The following is an 18,100-nucleotide window of genomic DNA, read 5'->3' as shown; positions in this document are numbered from 1 at the left end:
GACGGCTCGCGGCCTCCGCTCGGGCCCGTCAGGTCGTGCGGCGCATGCGAAAGGGGCGCCCGTCTCGAGTCGAGACGGGCGCCCCTTTCGGCGTCGTTCAGGCGGGCCGGCTCACCAGCCCCCGCCACCACCACCGCTGATGCCGCCGCCGGAGAAGCCTCCCCCGCCGGAGAAGCCGCTACCGCCGCTCGAACCGGGCGTGGACGACAACGCGGACGACGCCGCGTCGCTGAAGGCCTCCATCGAGGCGCCGAAGTTGTCGAAGCCCCCGAAACCGCCGCCGAAGCCGCCGTACGGCACGTACCAGTAGGGCATGACCATCGGGTAGCCCTGCGCCTGCGCGGCAGCGGCGACCTGGCCGAAGACCTTCGCCCAGCGGTCGGCGAGACCGAGCACGACCGCGTACGGCATGTAGCGGCTGAAGATCTGCTCGGCTTCCTCGAACTTGATCTGCTTCGCCTCAGCCGTCTTGAGATACAGCTCGAACCCGCGCGTCTGGTCGTACACCGCCGAGCCGACGGGCGTGCGCGCGGCAGCGTTCTTCGAACGCACGAGCGCGAGGACGGCGACGATCGCGAAACCCGCACCGAACAGGAAGCCGTTGAGGTGGAAGTGGTTCGCGACGAAGAACGAGACGACGGCGAGCACTGCGAACAGGCTCGCGAGGCCCTTGGCCCCGGCCTCACTCGTGCTGGGGCGCTGCTTGAACCAGCCGCGCGCGACGGCCTCGTCCTCGATGCCCTCCTTCGCGTTCGCCAGGTGGCCCGCGAAGTGGTTCTTCAGATCGGACAGGTACACCTGCGAGCCGTCGGAGAACAGCGCGTTGAGTAGGTCCGCCTCGTAGGCCAGCAGATCACCGGCAGGGGGCTGCGGGTTCGAGATGAGCAGCCAGTCGCTCTTGTCGACCTGTTCCATGCGCAGGTACCCGCGCACCGCGAGGTCGACGATGGTGCCCGCGACGTCACGGTTGTCGGCGCGACGGTCGATGACGAGGCCCGCAAGGCCCGCGGTGGCGTCGTTGGGCGGCTCGAAGCGCACGGCGACCTCCGGGTCACCGGTCCGCTCGACCGGTACCTCCTGGCCGGGCGCGGGGAGCTGACCGGGTGCGATTCCGCTGTAGCGCTCGTCGGCGTTGCGCCGACGGTCGCGGACGAACCACAGCCCGCCGAGCCCGGCGAGTGCCGCCGCCAGAGCCCCGCCGCCGATGTTGACGGCCTGGCGCTGCGAAGACGTCAGCGGCCCGTTGACGCCGAACGCGTCCTCGGCCGAGCCGTCCTTGAGGATGGGGGCGGTGTTCGTGAACACCGACGTCGGCAGGTCGGCGTCGATCGTCATGCCGCGCCCGTTGCCGACGTTGTTCGCCGAGAACGACGCCTCCGTCCCCGGCGTCGCCCTGCACTCCTGCTTCGAGTTCTTCTCGCCGTACCAGCACTTGGCCCGAGAGACGGCGCCCGGGCCCTTGACGGTGACACGCGCGGTGTCGATCGGGATCTTCCAGTCGTTGCCCGTCGCGTTGATCAAGAACTCGGTCGACGAGTTCGACTGCTTGTTGACAACACCGGCGAGGTGGTACTTGAGCGTGTAGTGCTGCGTGCCGTACACGGTGCGGTTCGGGCTGCCGATGCGCAACCGCTCAGCGCCGCCGTCACGGGAGCGCTGCAGCTGCGTCGGCGCTCCCGTCGAGGAGGTGACGGAGACGTTCGTCATCGGGTACTCACGGTGCTGGGTGTCGCTCACGCCCTGGCCGGTGATGACGATGCGATCGAGCCCGTGATGACTGCTGTCGCTGAAGCGGACGTCGAGATTCTCCGTGACGTCGACGCCACCGTCGGCGCCCACGTCGTAGCGGATGTCGTAGTTCGTGATGCGGATGTTGTCGTTGCTCGCGGCCTGAGCGGGCGCTGCGCTCATGGCGACGAGCGCGACGGCGGCGGCGCCGAGTGCGGTGCGGGCCGACGGTGTAGGTGCTCCCCTGAGACGACTCATGCCCCTACCTTGCCACGTGGGCGAGGCGGGGGCGTGCCGGCGGGTCAACCGGCGCGCTCGCTCGGTTCTCAGCCGCCGCGCTTGAGGCGTACCTGCATCTCGCGCTGCGCCTCGAGGTTGTCCTGACGCTCGCGCAGCGTCTGGCGCTTGTCGTGCAGTTGCTTGCCTCGCGCGAGGGCGATCTCGACCTTCGCGCGCCCGTCCTTGAAATACAGCGACAGCGGCACGATGGTGTACCCCTTCGACTGCGCCTTGTTCGCGAGCTTGAGGATCTCGGCCTTGTGCAGCAGCAGCTTGCGTCGCCGACGCGCGGAGTGGTTCGTCCACGTGCCCTGGAGGTACTCGGGGATGTGGACGTTCTCGAGCCACATCTCACCGTCGCGCTCGAGCACGTAACCGTCGACGAGGGACGCGCGCCCCATGCGCAGGCTCTTCACCTCGGTGCCCATGAGGGACAGCCCGGCCTCGAGCGTTTCCTCGATGTGGTAGTCGTGGCGCGCCTTCTTGTTGTTGGCGATCACCTTCGTGCCGTGTTCCTTCGGCATGGGCTCACCCCCTTCTGCTTCGATGCGGTCGCGTTCGGCGTGGTCGACGTCGGTGAAGACAACATCGCAGGCATGCCGGGCATTTCCGAAGCTGTCACTTTATCCACTTCAGCGGGTTGACGGCCACACCATTCTCGCGGGTCTCGAAGTGCAGGTGGCAGCCGGTGACGCGCCCCGTCATCCCGGAGACCCCGATCTGCTGGCCCTTCTTGACCTTCTGCCCGACGCTGACCGACAGGGACGTGAAGTGCATGTAGGCGCTCGTCAGCTGCGCACCGTTGACGGTTCCGTGGCTGATGTAGACGTGATTGCCGGAGACGTCGTTGTAGTTCGCCTCGATGACGGTGCCGTCACCCGCGGCATAGACGGGCGTGCCGCACGCGAACGGGAAGTCGTCGCCCTCGTGCAGCTTGTCGATCTTGAGGACGGGGTGGAAGCGGTAGCCGTAGCCCGACACGATGCTCGAGATCGGGCCCGGGGAGGCGAGGAAACCGGTGCCCTGCGGCACGTCGTGGACGCTGGTGTCGACATCCTTGCTCGTCGTCGTGACGTTCTTCAGGCGCGTGCTCTCAGCCTGCAACGCCGCGAGCTTCGCCTCCTCCTTCTTCTTCTCGGCCTCGAGCTTCTTCTTGTCGTCCTTCTGCGTCTTCTGCAACGCCACGAGACTCGCCTCGGCGGTGTCGGCGTCAGTCTTCGCCGTGCTCGCGGCGGTGACGGCGGCGTCCTGCTTCGTCTTCGCCAGGCTCGCACGACGCCGGATCTCCGCGAGACGTGTCGCCTCGCTCTGCCCGGCTGCGGCCGAGCTCTTGAGATTCGTGATGACGCCCTGCTGGCGGCGCATGACGATGTCGGCGAGCGCCATCGACCCGGAGACACCCGAGTTCGAGGTGAGCACCTCGATGGTGAACGTGAGGTCGCCGAGCCCGCCCGTCTCGAACGCGTTGCGCGCGAGGCCACCGACCTCGGTGCGTGCCTTCGCCTGGTCGGCGCGGTTCGTCGCGAGGGCGGTGCGCGAGGCGTCCTCGTCGGCCTTGGCGACGTCGTAGTCGGACGCGGCGTCACGCTGCTTCTGCTGGGCCTTCGTCAGGGCGCTCTTCGCGTCCTTTGCCTTCTTGTCGGCGGCCGCGACGGCCTTGTTCGTCTTCGTCAGCGTCGCGTCGGCGTCGGCGAGCGACTTCGAGATGTCGTCGATCTCGGACTTGCTGTTCTTGATCTTGTCGTCGACGTCGTCACCGACGGCGTGGCTCGACCCGGACGCGACACCGAGCGCGCAGGTCCCGGCGAGGGCTGCGGCGCAGAGTCGGCGACGGGATTTGGTGGGCGCCACCGTCACACCTTGAGGTAGCGACGCAGCGTGAGCCACGACGTGACGATCGCGAGCAGGAGCGCGCCGAGGTACAGCCACGGCACGACGGCGAGGACGTCGTCGTCCCCGACGAGGTTGACGAAGCCGCCCCCGGAGCCGGCGAGGCTGCTCACGCCGAAGTGGACCATCGCCCACAGCATGGCCGAGGCAAGGGTCGCGCCGACGAGCGAGGCGAGCAGCACCTCGGCCACGAACGGCAGGTAGATCGTCGCGCTCGAGGCACCGACGAGGCGCATGATGCCGACCTGCCGGCGCCGCGTGAACGCCACCTGCCGGATCGTCGTCACCATGAGCAGCACGCAGCACACGACCATGAGCGTCGCGATGATGGCCGAGCCGACGCCGAGCATCGTGAGGAACGAGAAGAACGGTGCGAGCACCTCGTGCAGGTTGCTCACGTGCGCGACGCCCGGCATGCCGGTGAATCCGCTCGCTATCTCGTCGAAACGCCGTGGGTCGTCGAGGCGCACCTCGAAGAATGCGGGCATCGACGACGCGTCGACGCTGCTGACGTACGGCGAGTCGTGGTACTGCTCGCGGAACATCGCGACGGCCTGCTCGCTCGTCCTGTAGTCGACCCTCGTGACGAGCGGCGCGAGGTTCGTCAGGTTGATGCGCACCGTCTCGGTCTGCGCTGCGCTCGCCTTGCCGCCGGCGCACGAGGCGACGCCCGTGTCGGAGTCGGTGCACAGGAACACGAACGCGTGGACCTTGTCGTACCAATCGCCCTTGGCGGCGTCGACCTGACGCTGCGCGAGCAGCCCGGCACCGACGAAGATCATCGACACCATCGACACGAGTACGACCGAGGCGATCATCGAGGTGTTGCGACGCACCCCCTGAGCGACCTCGGAGGCGAGGAAACGCAGGTTCACGACGCAGCTCCCGTGATGTCGCGCCCCCGGCGCGTGGCGCGGGCGCCCGGGATTGCGGTGGTCGTGCCGTCGAGAGCTGACGGATCGTCGTGGGCGTCGTGACTGTCGTGGCCGTCCTGTTCTGCGACGGCGTCGAGGCGGCGCGCGCCGGAGCGTCGTGAGGTGGCCTCGGAGCGGTAGCCGCCGGTCGAGTCGCGCACGAGACGGCCGTCGCTCATCTCGATGACGCGCCGCTGCAGGCGGTCGACGAGCGAGTTGTCGTGCGTTGCCATGACGAGCGTCGTGCTCGTGCGGTTGACGCGGTCGAGCACGCCGACGACCTCTTCGGAGTTCTCGGGGTCGAGGTTGCCGGTCGGTTCGTCTGCGAGCAGGATGGCGGGCTGCTTGACGACGGCGCGCGCGATGGCGACGCGCTGCTGCTCACCGCCGGAGAGTTCGTGCGGGAAGCGGCGCGACTTCTCGGCGAGGCCGACGAGTTCGAGCGCCTCGGGCACGGCCGTGCGCACCGCGCCCCGACGCCAGCCGAGGATCTCGAGGACGAACGCGACGTTCTCGGCGACCGTCTTGTTCTCGAGCAGCCGGAAATCCTGGAAAACGACGCCGATGTCGCGGCGCAGCGACGGCACCTTGCGGCGCGGCATCGTCATGAGGTCTCGCCCGGCGATGTGGATCTGGCCGGACGTCGCCGTCACCTCGTGCGTCATGAGACGCATGAGCGAGCTCTTGCCCGAGCCGGACTGGCCGACGAGGAAGACGAACTCTCCGCGCTCGATGTCGAAGCTGACGTCGTCGAGCGCAGGCGACAGCTTTCTGCCGTACGTCAGACTCACATGGTCGAAACGAATCATGGCTCCCCCGCCGTGCTCGATGCGTGCTCGCTACCTACCCCGCGTGTGAGCCGGTGTCACTCGGCGTCGCGGGCGGCGGCGCGCTTCCAGCGGATGCCGGCCTCGATGAACCCGTCGATGTCCCCGTCGAACACGCCGGAGGTGTTGCCGACCTCGTACTCGGTGCGCAGATCCTTGACCATCTGGTAGGGGTGCAGGACGTAGGAGCGCATCTGGTCGCCCCAACTCGCCTTGATGTCGCCGGCGAGTTCCTTCTTCTGCGCGTCCTCCTCCTGCTTCTTGAGCAGCAGCAGGCGGGACTGCATGACGCGCAGCGCGGCGGCGCGGTTCTGGATCTGGCTCTTCTCGTTCTGCATCGACACGACGGTGCCGGTCGGGATGTGCGTCATGCGAACAGCCGAGTCGGTCGTGTTGACGCTCTGGCCACCGGGGCCCGAGGAGCGGAACACGTCGATCTTCAGCTCGTTCTCGGGGATCTCGATCGTGTCGGTCGTCTCGATGAGCGGCACGACCTCGACGGCGGCGAACGACGTCTGACGTCGGCCCTGGTTGTCGAACGGCGAGATGCGCACGAGACGGTGCGTGCCGGCCTCGACCGACAGGTTGCCGAACGCGTAGGGCACGTTGACCTCGAACGTGACGGACTTGAGGCCCGCCTCTTCGGCGTAGGAGGTGTCCATGACCTTCGTCGGGTAGCCGTGACGCTCGGCCCAGCGCAGGTACATGCGCATGAGCATCTCGGCGAAGTCGGCGGCGTCGACGCCACCGGCGCCGGCGCGGATCGTGACGACGGCCTCGCGCTCGTCGAACTCGCCGTTGAGCAGGGTGCGCACCTCGAGTTCGCCGACGGCCTTCTGCAGCTTCTTCAGTTCGCGCTCGGCCTCGGCGAGGGTGTCGGCGTCGTTCTCCTCGGTGCCCATCTCGACGAGCACCTCGAGGTCGTCGATCGCCGCGTCCATGTTCTCAACGCGGTCGTTCTCGGCGTTCGCGCGCGACAGCGCGGAGGTGATCTTCTGCGCCGCATCCGGGTCGTCCCACAGATCGGGGGCCGCGGACTGCTCCTCGAGGTCGACGATCTGCTTCTTCAGCTTCTCGAGGTCGAGCACCTCGCGCACCGACGCCATCGTCGTGCGCAGGTTCTTGATTTCGTTGGGAAAGTCGACAGCCACGCCTTCCAGAGTATCGCCTGTGACGGGCCGCGCCCCAACCGGCGAGTGAACACTCATCGTTCGAAGTGCGCTTCGGCCCGCGTGGTGACGTGAACGGTGATCGGTGCACCGAGCGCAGACAGCGCTCCCCCGACCGCCGGCGGGTCGACGACGGCCGCGACGGCGAGCACGAGATCCTTGCCGTCGACGCTCGCCGACGTCAGGCTCCACGACGTGACGTGCGCCGGGCGCTCGGTGGCGGACAGCGCCGCCTGCGCCTCGGCGCGCACCGATGCCGCATCGAGCTGCGGCGCCTCGACGCCGTGAGCGTAGGCATGCGCGACCGAGATGCGGTCGGCGGCTGCGGCGCCCGCGTGGTCGGCGGCGTCGAGGACGTCGACGCGCGCCACCTGCGCCGTGTGCACGCAGATACCGCCGAGCAGCAGCATGACGACGCACGCACACAGCCCGATGCCGAGCAGGGCGATCCCGCCGTCGTCGGCGCGCGTTCGGTTCACGAGGGACGAGGCGAGCTGTCTGAGCCTCGCCAGCATGTGGCGCAGGGGTCCGCTGAGGGCGTCACGCCTCGTGGCGCACGCGTCAGGTGCGGGAGTCACCGTTGCCCTCCGTACTGTTCGACCTTCTCGACGTGCCGAGAGCTCAGGTGGATCTCGAGCCCCGCGGGTCCGCTGAGCCATCGCGGCACGAACGGCAGGCCGACGCTCGTGCGCGCCGTCGCACTGACCTGAGCGCCGGGCGTCAGGCACGGGCTCGCCGTGCAGGTGATCGTCGCCGTGCCGACGGGGCTGCGCTGATCCTCGAACGCGAGCCGCGCCGCGACATTCGCGCGCACGCTGCCCGCGCCCGAAGAGGGCGCCGTCACGTATGTGCGCGCCGCCTCACGGGCCGCCGAGCGCACCGCGAACGACGCCGCCTCGACACGGACGAGAGACGTCGCGACCCACAGCAGCGGCAACAACAACACCGCGATGACGACGATCGCCTCGACGAGCGCCGACCCTTCGTCCGCATCGAGGCCATGACCTCTCGTGTCCGCTACGCCGCCTTCTTCGCCAGCCTGGTCAGGACCACCGGGGCTTCGTCCCAGGCGGCCCGCACCTTGGGCCGCGGCGGCCACGTCTCGACGGGCCCTCATGGGCCGCGGTCCTCGATGACGGCTCGCCCGCTGGTGTGCAGGTCGAGTCCGACGCCGAACGGGCCGAGCACGGGCACCTGGGCGGTGATGTCGACGCGCATGACCGCGACGCCCGCCTCGCTCGTCGACCCGGCGCTCACGCGTGCGTGCCGGCCGCCACCCTCGGCGAGCAGGTCGCGTGCCTTCGCCTGAGCGGCGTCGACGCCTCCATCGACGCGAGCGCCCGCGCGGGCCGCTTCGGCCGCCGCCATCGTCAGCGACGACCGCACGTGCGCGGCGTAGGCGAACTGGCACACGAGCAGGAAGACGGCGACGATGACGACGCTCGTCATCGCGTTCTCGGCGACCGCGGATCCGCGCTCGTCCCGCCACGCGACCCGGAAGCGCATCGCGGCCGTGATGCGGTTCAGCCGCCGGAGACCTTGCTCATGGCGCTCGTGAACATCGTCTGCAGCAGCGGCCCGGCCGTCTGCCACAACAGCGTGACGAGGCCCGCCGTCATGAGCGTGACGAGCACCCAGCCCGGCACGTCGCCGCGCTCGCCGTCGCTGTCCGTCCCGTTCACCGGTCGGAGGGTGAGCGCGACGCGTCGTCGCAGAGCAGAGCGGGCACTGAGGATGCGGTTCATGGGAGGTGACCTTTCGTCGGGGTGTGGCCCGCGAGCGTTCGCGGGAGTCGTGGGGAGGCATCACAGCGTCAGATCGAGAGCTGCGAGCCCGGGGTACACGGCGAACAGCACCGTGACGGGCAGGACGAGGAAGACGACGGGCGCCATCATGACGACCTCCTTGCGGCCGGCTTTCTCGACGAGCTCGGTGCGCACGCTCTCGCGCGCGTCCTGGGCCTGCGCGCGCAGGACGTCGGCGAGTGGCGTGCCACGCTCGAGTGCGACGATGACGCCCTCGACGAAGCGCGCCACGCTGACGACGCTCGTACGCCGCGCGACGCCGGCCAGCGCGTCGGACAACGGAGTACCGGCGCGCGCCTGCTCGAGGGCGGTGCGCAGTTCCTCGGCGAGGGGGCCGCGGCACAGAGTCGTGACGTGTTCGAGCGCGCCGAGCGGGCCCTGGCCGGCGGCGACGGCGAGGGCGAGCATGTCGGCGATCGCGGGGAACTCGACGATCATGCGGGCCTCGCGCCTCTCGGCGAGCCGGGTGAGCTGCTGATCGCGCAGCACGACACCGAACCCGGCAGCGAGCAGCACGAGCGCCGAGGCAGACAGCGGTCCGCGCGTCGAGTTGCCCGTGACGAGGACGATGCACGCCGCGCCGGCGAAGCCCGTCATCGCCCACAGGGCCTGGCTCGTGCGGAACGTGTCGACGTCCGGGACGAGGCCCGCGCGCTCCATCCGGGAGCGCACGTGATCGGCGCCGCCCAGGACCCGCCCGAGCAGGCGCGCCAGGGCCGCCGCGACGGCGTCGAGACCGCGACGCGGCGCGGCGGCGGGTGAGTCTACGGCGAGCATTGCCTCGAGACGCTGCTCGAGCACGCTGACGCGCGGGCGCGCCACCCAGATGCCGACCAGTGCGAGCCCCAGCCCGATGGCGGCGGCCGACAGCGCGGCTGGCGTCGTCATCGCATGACCCGTTCCTCGTGAGGCAGACGCCCGATGGCCTTCATCGCGACGTACGCGATCCACGACACGAGCGCCCCGGCGACGAGCACGAGCACCCCCTGCGGTGTGCGGTAGGCCGCCAGCCCCTCACCGCGGAAACCGACGACGCACAACGCGAGCCACGGTGCGGCGAGCGCCAACCGTGCCGCGCTCACCGTCCAGCTCTGCTTGGCGGCGAGTTCGGCGCGCGTCGAGGCGTCCTCACGCAGGAAGGAGCTGAGGGTGCGAAGCAGGCGACCGACGTCGCTGCCGCCGACGTTGCGGGCGAGGCGCAGCGACTCGATGAGCCGATCGGCGGCCGGGTCGGCAAGGCGGGCCTTGAGGACGTCGAGCGAGTCGTCGAACCGGCCGTGCGCCGCGTCGTGACGGGCGAAGGCGGCGAAGTCCTCACGCAGCACCTCCGGGCCGTGCAACGACAGTTGGCGCAGCGCTTCGGGGATCGACAGGCCGGCGCGGACGGCGGAGGCGACATGGTCGACGGCATCGGGCCAGGCCTCACGCCGGCGGCGGCGCAGGCTCGTCGCCCGGCCCCGGACGAATGCTGCAGGTGCCCAACCACCGACGCACGCGAGGACCACGGCGAGGGCTGGCACGCCGGTGATGACGAAGCCGAGGCAGAAGGCCACGGTCGCCGCGCCCAGGCACGCGGCGACGAGAGTGCGCACGCGCCAGGTGACGAGCCCGGACTGGTCGAGCAGTTCACGCACCGCGGCGTACCGGCGGCTGCGGCGCAGACCATGAAGGGGGCGCGGCGGAGCCGGGGACGTCATCGCCCGCCACATGAGCAGTAGGGCGGTGCCGACGGCGGCGGCGCTGAGCAGGCGCGTCACGCGGCGTTCACCTCGGCGGCGAGAGCGGCGACGTCGATGCCGGCGCGAGCGAAGCGAACCTCTCCGTCGAGCGCGGGCAACAGGCGCGGGAAACCGACCTGGCCCTCGGTGAACAGCGGGATCGTCTCGACGGTGTCGCCCTCGACTCGTCCGGTGACGCGCACGACCTCGCGCACGGAGCGTCGCCCGTGCCGATCGAGGCCGAGGTGGACGACGACGTCGATCGCCGACGCGACCGTCGGGACGACGAACGAGGGCGAGATGTTGGGGCCCGCGAGCAGCGGTAACGTGCAGAGTTTCGTGAGCGCCTCGCGGGCCGAGTTGGCGTGCAGCGTTGCGAGACCCGGCAGACCCGAGTTGAGTGCGAGCAACAGGTCGAGCGACTCGGCCTGACGAACCTCCCCCACGACGAGTCGCGACGGCCGCATGCGCAGCGCCTCTTTGACGAGCATGCGCAGCGTCACCTCGCCCGAACCCTCGAGGTTGGGCTGACGGCACTGGAGCGCGACCCAGTCACGCGCCGCGAGCTGCACCTCGAAGACCTCCTCGCACGTGATGACGCGCTCGGTCTGCGGAATGGCACTCGCGAGGCAGTTCAACATCGTCGTTTTTCCGGCCTGCGTCTGACCGGAGACGAGGACGTTGAGCCCTGCCTTGACGCACGCCGCGAGGATGGCCGCCAACCCCGGCGACAGTGACCCGCGGTTGACGAGCTCGTCCATCGAATGACTCGTCGCGACGAATTTTCGAATGTTGATCGCCCAGTACTCGCGGGTCACGTCCGGAATCGCGACGTGAAGGCGCGAGCCGTCCGGGAGCGAGGCATCGACGAAGGGCGAGCTGAGGTCGAGACGCCGCCCCGACGTGCGCAGCATTCGTTCGACGAGAACGCGGATCTGGTCATGAGTCAGGATCGTCGGCGTCAGTTCGGAGACCCCGGAGCGCGCGACGAAGACCCGCGCGGGTTCGTTCAACCAAATTTCCTCGACGCTGGGGTCGTCGAGGTACTCCTGCAGCGGCCCGTAGCCCGCGACGGCGTCGAACACGGCCTTCGCCTCGCTCGTCGAACGCGACGACGCGGGCAGACCCGCCCGGGCGCGGGCGACCTCCGTCGCGGCGACGACGTCGGCGATGACGCCACGCACCGCCTCGGGGTCGGCTCCTGGGTCGATGGCCTTGGCGCGCAACTGCTCGCGCACCTCGTCCTCGATGAGCGTGATCGTCATCGTCTCTCCTCTTCGATGCCTGCTCTCAGGAGCCATCAAAGAGGCCGCGCGGGGCCGAAGGGGGTTTCGGAAAAACTCTTACCAAAGTTTTACCAAAGCACCCGTTCTGGCTCCGGCAAGAGCGTTGTCCACAGGTGCAGATCAGTTCCGACGGCGCGACGTCGCAGGCCGCAGGCTGGACAGGTGAGCACCAGCATCCGCCTGGCCGTCGTCACCGCTGACGGCTCCCCCAGCGACCCGATCGTCGTCGATGCCCCCGACGGCACACCCTTCGCCGCGATCCGCCCCGCACTCGACCTGCCCTACGCGCCGACGCACGACGGTCGAGCGATCCGTGACGACGACGTCCTCGGCCGAGCACCGCTCGTCGACGGTGCGCTGCTCGAACCACCCCGCCGCCCGGACGAGGAAGCGCACGCGGCCATCCTGACGCTCGTCAGCGCGAGCGGCCCGCATCAGGGCAGTGCGCTCCCCCTCGCCGCCGGCCACGTCACCCTCGGACGCCACCATCACCTGCTCGGCGACGATCCCCTCGCTTCACGTCGACACGCCCTCGTCAGCGTCGCGCGCGGGCAGGTGACGATCACCGACCTCGGCAGCAGCAACGGCGTGACGAGCCGCGGGGCGTGCCTCCAACCGCACGTGGGCCACCCCTGGCGTGTGGGCGAATCAGTGCGTCTCGGCGCCAGCGTGCTGCGTCTCGACCTGGCGAGTGCTGAGCCAGCACCTCCTGACCTTGCGGGGTCCGATCTCTCCGGCATCAAACCTGCGGAAACCGACCCCATGAGTGCCGCCCCTGCAAACGCCGGCTCAGCCCTGCGCGCCGGGACGTCGAACTGTCTGCCCGAAGCGCGGACGTTCGAGTGGCCCGCGGCCCGGACACCCCCACGTCGGGTGCCGCTGCGCTGGATCGCGGTGCTCGCCCCGGTGCCCGTCGCACTGGTTCTCGCGATCGTCATGCACGCGGCGTACATGTTGTGCTTCATGCTCGTTGGCCCGCTCGTCATGGTGGCCACGCACCTCGACGACCGCCGTCGCGGACGTCGAGGTGGGCGCAGCGCAGCCCGCGACCATGCGCGCGAAGTGCAGGACGTCGGCCGCCGCGTCGCTGATGCGCTCGACGCGGAAGTCGTCACTCTCGCGCGCCTGGCGCCGAGCCCCGACCAATTGCTCGCCGTCGCCGCCGGCTCCCGCGACGGGCTCGGCCTGCGACGCGGGCCGAGCGCACGTCTGCTGCGTCTCGGGTACGGTGACGCGCAATCCGCACACCGCCTCGCCCGCAACGGCTCGAGCCACCCGCTCGGGCTCAGCGAGGCACCCGTCACCCTCGTCGTGGCGCCGGGCGGCCTCGTCCATCTCGACGCCGATGCGGCTACGACACCGCAAGTCCTCGAACTCGTCGTCGCGCAACTCGCCGTCCTGCACGATCCGACTGACGCCCCGCCCGTCGTCGTCACCCGGCAAGCGGCGTCGCGACGCTGGGCCTGGGCGCTCGATTCGGCGCGTGTTCACGTCCACACGAGCGTGCCGGAGACCCTCCTCGCACGACTCGACGACGGGGTGCGTCGCCCCGGCAGTGACGACCTCCCCCTCGTCGTGCTCGAAGCCGGCAGCGCCGACGCCACGCGCCTCGCGCGACGCCTCGTCATCGCCGGCGCGGCCGTCGTCTGGGTGGGGGCTGCGCAGCCACCCAGCATCGAGACGGGCGTGACGACATTGGCCGCGACGGTCCACGTCACGTGCGCCGCGGGACACCGCGCCGCCCGCCTGCCGGGCGGGCACACGTTCACCCTCGACAGCCCGGGTGAGACGTGGTTTCCCGCTGTCATGCGGCTGCACCGCCGCTGGGCTGCGGGCGCCACCGGTGGCAATAGCGCGCCGCTGCGCGCCTCGACGAGCGCTGCCCTGCTGCCGTCCGACGTGGCCGGCGCGTGGCGCACCCCGAGCACGAACGTGCCGATCGGCCACGATCACGACGGCATCATGACGCTCGACCTCGCCCGCACCGGGCCACACGCCCTCGTCGCGGGCACGACGGGATCGGGCAAGTCCGAGTTTCTGCTCACGTACCTGCGCGGGCTGTTCACGCTCAACTCCCCCGAGCACGTGAACGCGCTGCTCATCGACTACAAGGGAGGTGCGACGTTCGGCCCGCTCGCGCGGGCGCCGCACGTCGTCGGCGTCGTCACCGACCTCGACCATGGTCTCGCGACCCGTGCTCTGACGGCGTTGCGCGCCGAGATCGGGCGCCGCGAGCATCTGCTCGGGCGTCACGGGCTGACCTCCTACCGTGACTATCTCGCCGCCGCGCCTGCCCACCTAGCGTTGCCGCGGTTCTTCGTCGTCGTCGACGAATTCCGCGTGCTCGCAGACGAACTGCCCGATTTCGTCGCCGGTTTGGTGCGTCTGGCGGCTGTGGGACGGTCACTCGGCATGCACGTCATCCTCGCGACGCAACGCCCCGGCGGCGCCGTCAGCGCCGACATGCGCGCCAACCTCGACGTCCGCGTCGCGCTGCGGGTGCGTGAACGCTCCGACAGCATCGACGTCATCGACTCGCCCCTGGCCTCCCGCATCTCCGCCCGCACCCCCGGGCGCGGGTACCTCGCGACGGCCGGTGAGGCTCCCGTCGAGTTCCAGAGCGCCTACAGCGGTGCGCCGCGCGAGCTCGGCACCACCGCGGCAGTGCACGTCCACCCCACGGTCGTGACTGCCTCGGGGCTGGACGAACTGCGCGACGGATGTGATGCCTGCCGCCCCGGACGGACGAGCGCCCGCAGCGACCTCGCGATGTTCGTCGACGAGGCCCTCGCCGCCGCACACCAGCTCCCACCGATCCACCGACCCGTGCTGCCGCCGCTGCCCGAGAATGTCGACGAACTTCTCGCCGAGACGAAGATCGTCGTCGGTCTCGACGCACTGACGGGCGAGCGACCGACGCCGGCGCCTCACTCGAACACGGCGGTGTGCGACAGGAGCGAATCCCTCTTCGGCGCATCGTCTTCGAGCGACGGGCATGATCGCGCGGAAGCAGCCGACGCGTTTGCGACGGACGACGGTCTGGCGCACGTCGTCGGCATCGCCGACCTGCCCGGTGCGCAGAGCCAACCCGCCGTCACCGTGCCGGCCGGAGTGCACGTCGGCCTGGCGGGAGCCCCTCGCAGCGGACGCACGAACGCCGCCGCGGCGCTCGCCCGGGCGGCGGTGTGCGGTTCGGCCGCGGGCGCGACGACTCGCACAGCATCGACGTGGTGGGTCGGCCCCACCGACCCGATCGCGGCCGACGTCCACGTCGCATCCGACGACGCGGACGCCGTCATCCGCCTGCTCACGCACCTCGCCGAGGCGCACCCCGCGGGGCCGGCGAGCGTCGTCGTCATCGATGGATGGGAGGACCTGCACGCGACGCTGCTGCGTATCAACCACGGCCTGGCCGTCGAAGACCTGCTGAAACGCATCGGCGAAGGCCACCGTCACGGACACACGTTCATCGTCACGGGTGGTCGGCAGGTGCTCGCCTCGAAGCTCAGCGCGCTGCTCGACGTCAGGCTGGTGCTGCGCCAGAACGACGCGACGGAGTACTCACTCGCAGGACTGCGTCCCGCTCAGATCCCGGCGTCGATGCCGCCCGGGCGCGCGCTCGTCCTGCCCCACGGCCACCAGGTTCACCTGCGGCACGAACCTCAGCCGAACGTGCGGGCCACGATGTGACAGGCTTGAGGCATGTCCACCCGCGCCAAGATCGCCGTCGCCGGCCTCGTCGTCGCCGCCCTGCCCGTCGTCGTCGCGACGACCGGTTCGGCCGAGACGTCGCCGGCCTCCTCCCCCACCGCGGCGACGAGCACGTCCGCTGCGACGCCGTCGTCCGCGACCACGGGCGCGTCGCCCAGCGCCTCGTCGTCGGGATCTGCCTCCTCGTCGGCCGCCGCTGGGTCGACGCACGTCGACAAACCGCTGCAGCTACGCCTCGACGGCAAGACGGTCGACCCGTCCTCCGTGCCCGACGCGACGTCACTGTTCACCCGCGGCGAGCTCGCGCCGATCATCCCGCACCTCGACGGGGTGAGCGGCAGCGACGACACGCTCGAGTTGAACATCGCCGGTGAACCCTCTGACGACCGCAGCCACTTCGTCGTCGCGCTGCCGCACACCGGCGAGTGGAAGGACGTCGAGGCCGCCTGGAAGCGTGACAAGGCCCTGCACGAGAAGCGCGCCCAGGCCAACCGCGGTCTCTACACGTTCTACGGCGAGGGCGCGCACGGCGTCAGCGATTCCTTCACCGACGGGACGACGACCTATGCGCTCGTGCGCACGGGGGAGGCTGCGGCGGTCGTTCGTTTCTCCGGCATCGGTTTCTCGACGCTGGCCGACTCGCACGCCGATTCGCGCCGCGCGTACACGACGAAGACCGTGCCCGCGCTCCTCGACCTGCTCGGCGCGAAGCTGCGAACCGGTGAGTCGACGAAGGATGCGGGTGCGTCGTCGAGCGCGACGAGTTCTGCGACGTCCCGCGGCTCGGCGAGTCCCCCGACGTCACCCGCCGGCTCTCAGAGCGCCGCGCCGTCCTCGACGTCCGCCTCGTAGCGCGGTAGCGGCAGCGCGACGACGAACGTAGCCACAGCAACGACGACGGTCGCGATGCCGAGCGCGGCGGCACCGCCGTCCATGAGGCTGAAGCCGATCGGCACGAGCATGGCGTTCCACAGCAGCGTCGGGGTCTTGACCAGTGACTTGGCACGCACCAGGCCGACGACGAGGGCCAGCACCGCTCCCCCGAGGACGACGAGCATGGCCGCCTCCGTGAGGGCGCGCGTCGTCGTGCTGGCCGATCCGGTGACGGCGCTCACGACCGACATGACGGCCATGACGAGGATGGCGGCCGCCGAGATCGCCGTGCCCGTAGCGGCGGCGAGCCAATGGGCGCGCGAGCCCTTCCAGGTGGGAGCGGGGATCGATGACGTCGAGCGGGTGGTGTCCACGCTTCCACCTTACGCCGCGACATTTACGAACATCGTGTGAGCAAAAGCTCACATAAGCACACAAAAAGTTCGGGCAAACCCCTTGTGCTCGCCCGCGCCAGGTGTGAACCTATAACGGAACACCTCCGCAGCGCGTCCCAGCGTCGCACTGTGGACACGCCGGCACCCCGGCAGCGTTCGAACCGACCCCGCCGGTTTCAGCGGAGACATCAAGGAGCAAGCCACATGGATTGGCGCAATCGCGCTGCGTGCCTGGACGAGGACCCGGAGCTTTTCTTCCCGATCGGCAATACCGGCCCTGCCCTGCAGCAGATCGAAGACGCCAAGGCTGTGTGCCGACGCTGCGAAGTGATCGACACCTGCCTGAAGTGGGCTCTCGAATCCGGTCAGGATGCAGGCGTCTGGGGCGGCCTCTCGGAAGACGAGCGTCGCGCTCTCAAGCGCCGCAACGCCCGCGCCCGCCGCGCCAGCTGACCTGAGCCCCGCGTCGACGACTGGCGGCACACCCTGGGTGTGACCGCCAGTTCTGTCATGTCCGGGCCCGGCTGCTGGTGCTGGGATCTGCGCGCCGGCGGGTGAACACGGCGATGAGCGACTGTGACCGATGATCGCACATGGGCACGAACATCGCCGATGGGGACGGGATTCGCGAAGGTAGACGAAAATCGTCGATGGGGACGGGATTCGCGCACCGGGTAATGGTTGAGAATCGATGACTTGGGGCGCGGCTGACGTAGGTCAGTTCGACGCAGGGACTGGACGCAGACGGGCGCTGAAGTGCGCGTCGGTGCCGCCGCCCTCGAGGCGATGCCAGGCGATCTCGCCGTGCAGATCCTCGACGAACGTCGTGACGATCTGCGTCCCGAGCCCGCTGCGCACGCGTGCTGACGCACCTGTCGGCGCGTCCAGGCCGGTACCGCCATGCTCGCCGCCGGGCGCACCTCCGCGCTCGTAGCCGCGGCCGTCGTCGATCACGTGGACGTCGAGCCGGTCGCCGTCGCGACGTGCCCGTACGGTGACGTTGCCGCCGGCGTCCCCGAGGCCGTGCTCGACGGCGTTCTGCACGAGCTCGCCGAGGACCATCGCGAGGGACGTCGCGTCCTCGCTCGAGAGCACACCGAAGGAGCCGTCGAGGTGGGAGGCCACCGAGGCGTCCGAGCGGCGGGCCACGTCGATGCTCGAGGCGAGGCCGCGGGCAGCGACGTCGTCGAAGTCGACCGTGCCACCGAAGCCCTCGCTGAGCGACTCGTGAACCGCGGCGATGACGCCGACACGGCGCCCCGCGTCGGCGAGGGCCTGACGGGCCTCCTCGTCGGGCAGCCGGCGCGCCTGCAGGCGCAGCACCGCGGCCACCGTCTGCAGGTTGTTCTTGACGCGGTGATGGATCTCGCGGATCGTCGCGTCCTTCGTCAGCAGTTCGCGGTCGCGACGGCGCAGCTCGGTGATGTCGCGCAGCAGCAGCGCCGCGCCGAGGCGGCGTCCGCCGGCCACGAGCGGCACGGCACGCACCATGACGGCGGCCGAGC

18 protein-coding genes are annotated in these 18,100 nt (G+C 70.1%); 3 read left to right on the top strand and 15 right to left on the bottom strand.

Annotated features, from left to right (window positions below; all coding sequences use genetic code 11):
* Positions 1-111: 111 nt before the first annotated feature.
* The 13 genes from HMPREF0321_RS02225 to HMPREF0321_RS02165 all read right to left on the bottom strand — a co-directional run bounded on the left by HMPREF0321_RS02225 (position 112) and on the right by HMPREF0321_RS02165 (position 11,595).
* Positions 112-1,986 (bottom strand): DUF2207 domain-containing protein, encoded by a 1,875-nt coding sequence (locus HMPREF0321_RS02225; protein WP_006943850.1) that lies wholly within the window; start codon positions 1,984-1,986, stop codon positions 112-114.
* A 68-nt stretch (positions 1,987-2,054) separates the two neighbouring features.
* Positions 2,055-2,531: an SsrA-binding protein SmpB gene (gene smpB, locus HMPREF0321_RS02220; RefSeq protein ID WP_006943848.1), complete on the bottom strand. Its 477-nt coding sequence runs from the start codon at positions 2,529-2,531 to the stop codon at positions 2,055-2,057.
* A gap of 94 nt (positions 2,532-2,625) precedes the next feature.
* Complete coding sequence (locus HMPREF0321_RS14605) at positions 2,626-3,858, bottom strand: M23 family metallopeptidase (protein WP_006943861.1); 1,233 nt, start codon at positions 3,856-3,858, stop codon at positions 2,626-2,628.
* A gap of 2 nt (positions 3,859-3,860) precedes the next feature.
* Complete coding sequence (gene ftsX, locus HMPREF0321_RS02210) at positions 3,861-4,772, bottom strand: permease-like cell division protein FtsX (RefSeq protein ID WP_006943840.1); 912 nt, start codon at positions 4,770-4,772, stop codon at positions 3,861-3,863.
* Entirely contained in the window at positions 4,769-5,620 is an 852-nt protein-coding gene (ftsE, locus tag HMPREF0321_RS02205) for a cell division ATP-binding protein FtsE (protein WP_006943862.1), read from the bottom strand. Before ftsE ends, ftsX begins: the two co-directional genes overlap by 4 nt.
* A gap of 56 nt (positions 5,621-5,676) precedes the next feature.
* On the bottom strand, positions 5,677-6,789 hold the full coding sequence (gene prfB / locus HMPREF0321_RS02200) for a peptide chain release factor 2 (protein ID WP_006943864.1): 1,113 nt from the start codon (positions 6,787-6,789) through the stop codon (positions 5,677-5,679).
* 53 nt (positions 6,790-6,842) lie between these two features.
* Positions 6,843-7,286, bottom strand: a complete 444-nt coding sequence (locus tag HMPREF0321_RS02195) for a hypothetical protein (RefSeq protein ID WP_006943841.1) — start codon at positions 7,284-7,286, stop codon at positions 6,843-6,845.
* A 95-nt stretch (positions 7,287-7,381) separates the two neighbouring features.
* A complete protein-coding gene (locus HMPREF0321_RS02190; protein WP_131941297.1) occupies positions 7,382-7,924 on the bottom strand; it encodes a pilus assembly protein in 543 nt (180 codons plus the stop codon).
* Positions 7,921-8,313 carry a TadE/TadG family type IV pilus assembly protein gene (locus HMPREF0321_RS02185; protein ID WP_006943860.1) on the bottom strand — a complete coding sequence of 131 codons (393 nt, stop codon included), beginning with the start codon at positions 8,311-8,313 and terminating at the stop codon, positions 7,921-7,923. Before HMPREF0321_RS02185 ends, HMPREF0321_RS02190 begins: the two co-directional genes overlap by 4 nt.
* A gap of 17 nt (positions 8,314-8,330) precedes the next feature.
* A complete protein-coding gene (locus HMPREF0321_RS02180; protein WP_006943854.1) occupies positions 8,331-8,552 on the bottom strand; it encodes a hypothetical protein in 222 nt (73 codons plus the stop codon).
* 60 nt (positions 8,553-8,612) lie between these two features.
* Positions 8,613-9,500, bottom strand: a complete 888-nt coding sequence (locus HMPREF0321_RS02175; RefSeq protein WP_006943844.1) for a type II secretion system F family protein — start codon at positions 9,498-9,500, stop codon at positions 8,613-8,615.
* Entirely contained in the window at positions 9,497-10,369 is an 873-nt protein-coding gene (locus HMPREF0321_RS02170; RefSeq protein ID WP_006943852.1) for a type II secretion system F family protein, read from the bottom strand. The genes HMPREF0321_RS02175 and HMPREF0321_RS02170 overlap by 4 nt, the downstream gene beginning before the upstream one ends.
* On the bottom strand, positions 10,366-11,595 hold the full coding sequence (locus HMPREF0321_RS02165) for a CpaF family protein (protein WP_006943851.1): 1,230 nt from the start codon (positions 11,593-11,595) through the stop codon (positions 10,366-10,368). The genes HMPREF0321_RS02170 and HMPREF0321_RS02165 overlap by 4 nt, the downstream gene beginning before the upstream one ends.
* Positions 11,596-11,778: 183 nt before the next feature.
* Here HMPREF0321_RS02165 and HMPREF0321_RS02160 point away from each other — a divergent pair, with 183 nt between their 5' ends.
* Together HMPREF0321_RS02160 and HMPREF0321_RS02155 are read left to right on the top strand one after the other, a co-directional pair.
* Complete coding sequence (locus HMPREF0321_RS02160) at positions 11,779-15,306, top strand: FtsK/SpoIIIE domain-containing protein (protein WP_006943856.1); 3,528 nt, start codon at positions 11,779-11,781, stop codon at positions 15,304-15,306.
* A 12-nt stretch (positions 15,307-15,318) separates the two neighbouring features.
* A complete protein-coding gene (locus tag HMPREF0321_RS02155; RefSeq protein WP_006943849.1) occupies positions 15,319-16,179 on the top strand; it encodes a hypothetical protein in 861 nt (286 codons plus the stop codon).
* On the opposite strand, the gene HMPREF0321_RS14600 is transcribed toward HMPREF0321_RS02155, so the two are convergent.
* Entirely contained in the window at positions 16,143-16,574 is a 432-nt protein-coding gene (locus HMPREF0321_RS14600; protein WP_006943863.1) for a hypothetical protein, read from the bottom strand. The two genes, HMPREF0321_RS02155 and HMPREF0321_RS14600, sit on opposite strands and share 37 nt — an antisense overlap.
* A 225-nt stretch (positions 16,575-16,799) precedes the next feature.
* Between HMPREF0321_RS14600 and HMPREF0321_RS02145 the strand changes: the two genes are divergently transcribed.
* Positions 16,800-17,048: a WhiB family transcriptional regulator gene (locus HMPREF0321_RS02145; protein ID WP_006943843.1), complete on the top strand. Its 249-nt coding sequence runs from the start codon at positions 16,800-16,802 to the stop codon at positions 17,046-17,048.
* A 264-nt stretch (positions 17,049-17,312) separates the two neighbouring features.
* Here HMPREF0321_RS02145 and HMPREF0321_RS02140 read toward each other — a convergent pair.
* Positions 17,313-18,100 (bottom strand): sensor histidine kinase (locus HMPREF0321_RS02140; RefSeq protein ID WP_006943847.1); only part of this gene is annotated, 788 nt, incomplete at its 5' end.

Origin of the sequence: Dermacoccus sp. Ellin185 (assembly GCF_000152185.1) — a bacterium.
In the GTDB taxonomy this organism is placed as follows: Bacteria; Actinomycetota; Actinomycetes; order Actinomycetales; family Dermatophilaceae; genus Dermacoccus; species Dermacoccus nishinomiyaensis.
Note: the sequence above shows the minus strand (reverse complement) of the source record. Positions and strands in the feature narration are given on the sequence as shown.

Bases quoted from the DNA above. Each gene is read 5' to 3' on its own strand.
- HMPREF0321_RS02155 (WP_006943849.1), top strand. From the start codon at position 15,319: ATGTCCACCCGCGCCAAGATCGCCGTCGCCGGCCTCGTCGTCGCCGCC.
- HMPREF0321_RS02145 (WP_006943843.1), top strand. From the start codon at position 16,800: ATGGATTGGCGCAATCGCGCTGCGTGCCTGGACGAGGACCCGGAGCTT.
- HMPREF0321_RS02190 (WP_131941297.1), bottom strand. From the start codon at position 7,924: ATGAGGGCCCGTCGAGACGTGGCCGCCGCGGCCCAAGGTGCGGGCCGC.
- HMPREF0321_RS02185 (WP_006943860.1), bottom strand. From the start codon at position 8,313: ATGCGCTTCCGGGTCGCGTGGCGGGACGAGCGCGGATCCGCGGTCGCC.
- HMPREF0321_RS02165 (WP_006943851.1), bottom strand. From the start codon at position 11,595: ATGACGATCACGCTCATCGAGGACGAGGTGCGCGAGCAGTTGCGCGCC.
- HMPREF0321_RS02175 (WP_006943844.1), bottom strand. From the start codon at position 9,500: ATGACGACGCCAGCCGCGCTGTCGGCCGCCGCCATCGGGCTGGGGCTC.
- HMPREF0321_RS02180 (WP_006943854.1), bottom strand. From the start codon at position 8,552: ATGAACCGCATCCTCAGTGCCCGCTCTGCTCTGCGACGACGCGTCGCG.
- ftsE (WP_006943862.1), bottom strand. From the start codon at position 5,620: ATGATTCGTTTCGACCATGTGAGTCTGACGTACGGCAGAAAGCTGTCG.
- HMPREF0321_RS02225 (WP_006943850.1), bottom strand. From the start codon at position 1,986: ATGAGTCGTCTCAGGGGAGCACCTACACCGTCGGCCCGCACCGCACTC.
- smpB (WP_006943848.1), bottom strand. From the start codon at position 2,531: ATGCCGAAGGAACACGGCACGAAGGTGATCGCCAACAACAAGAAGGCG.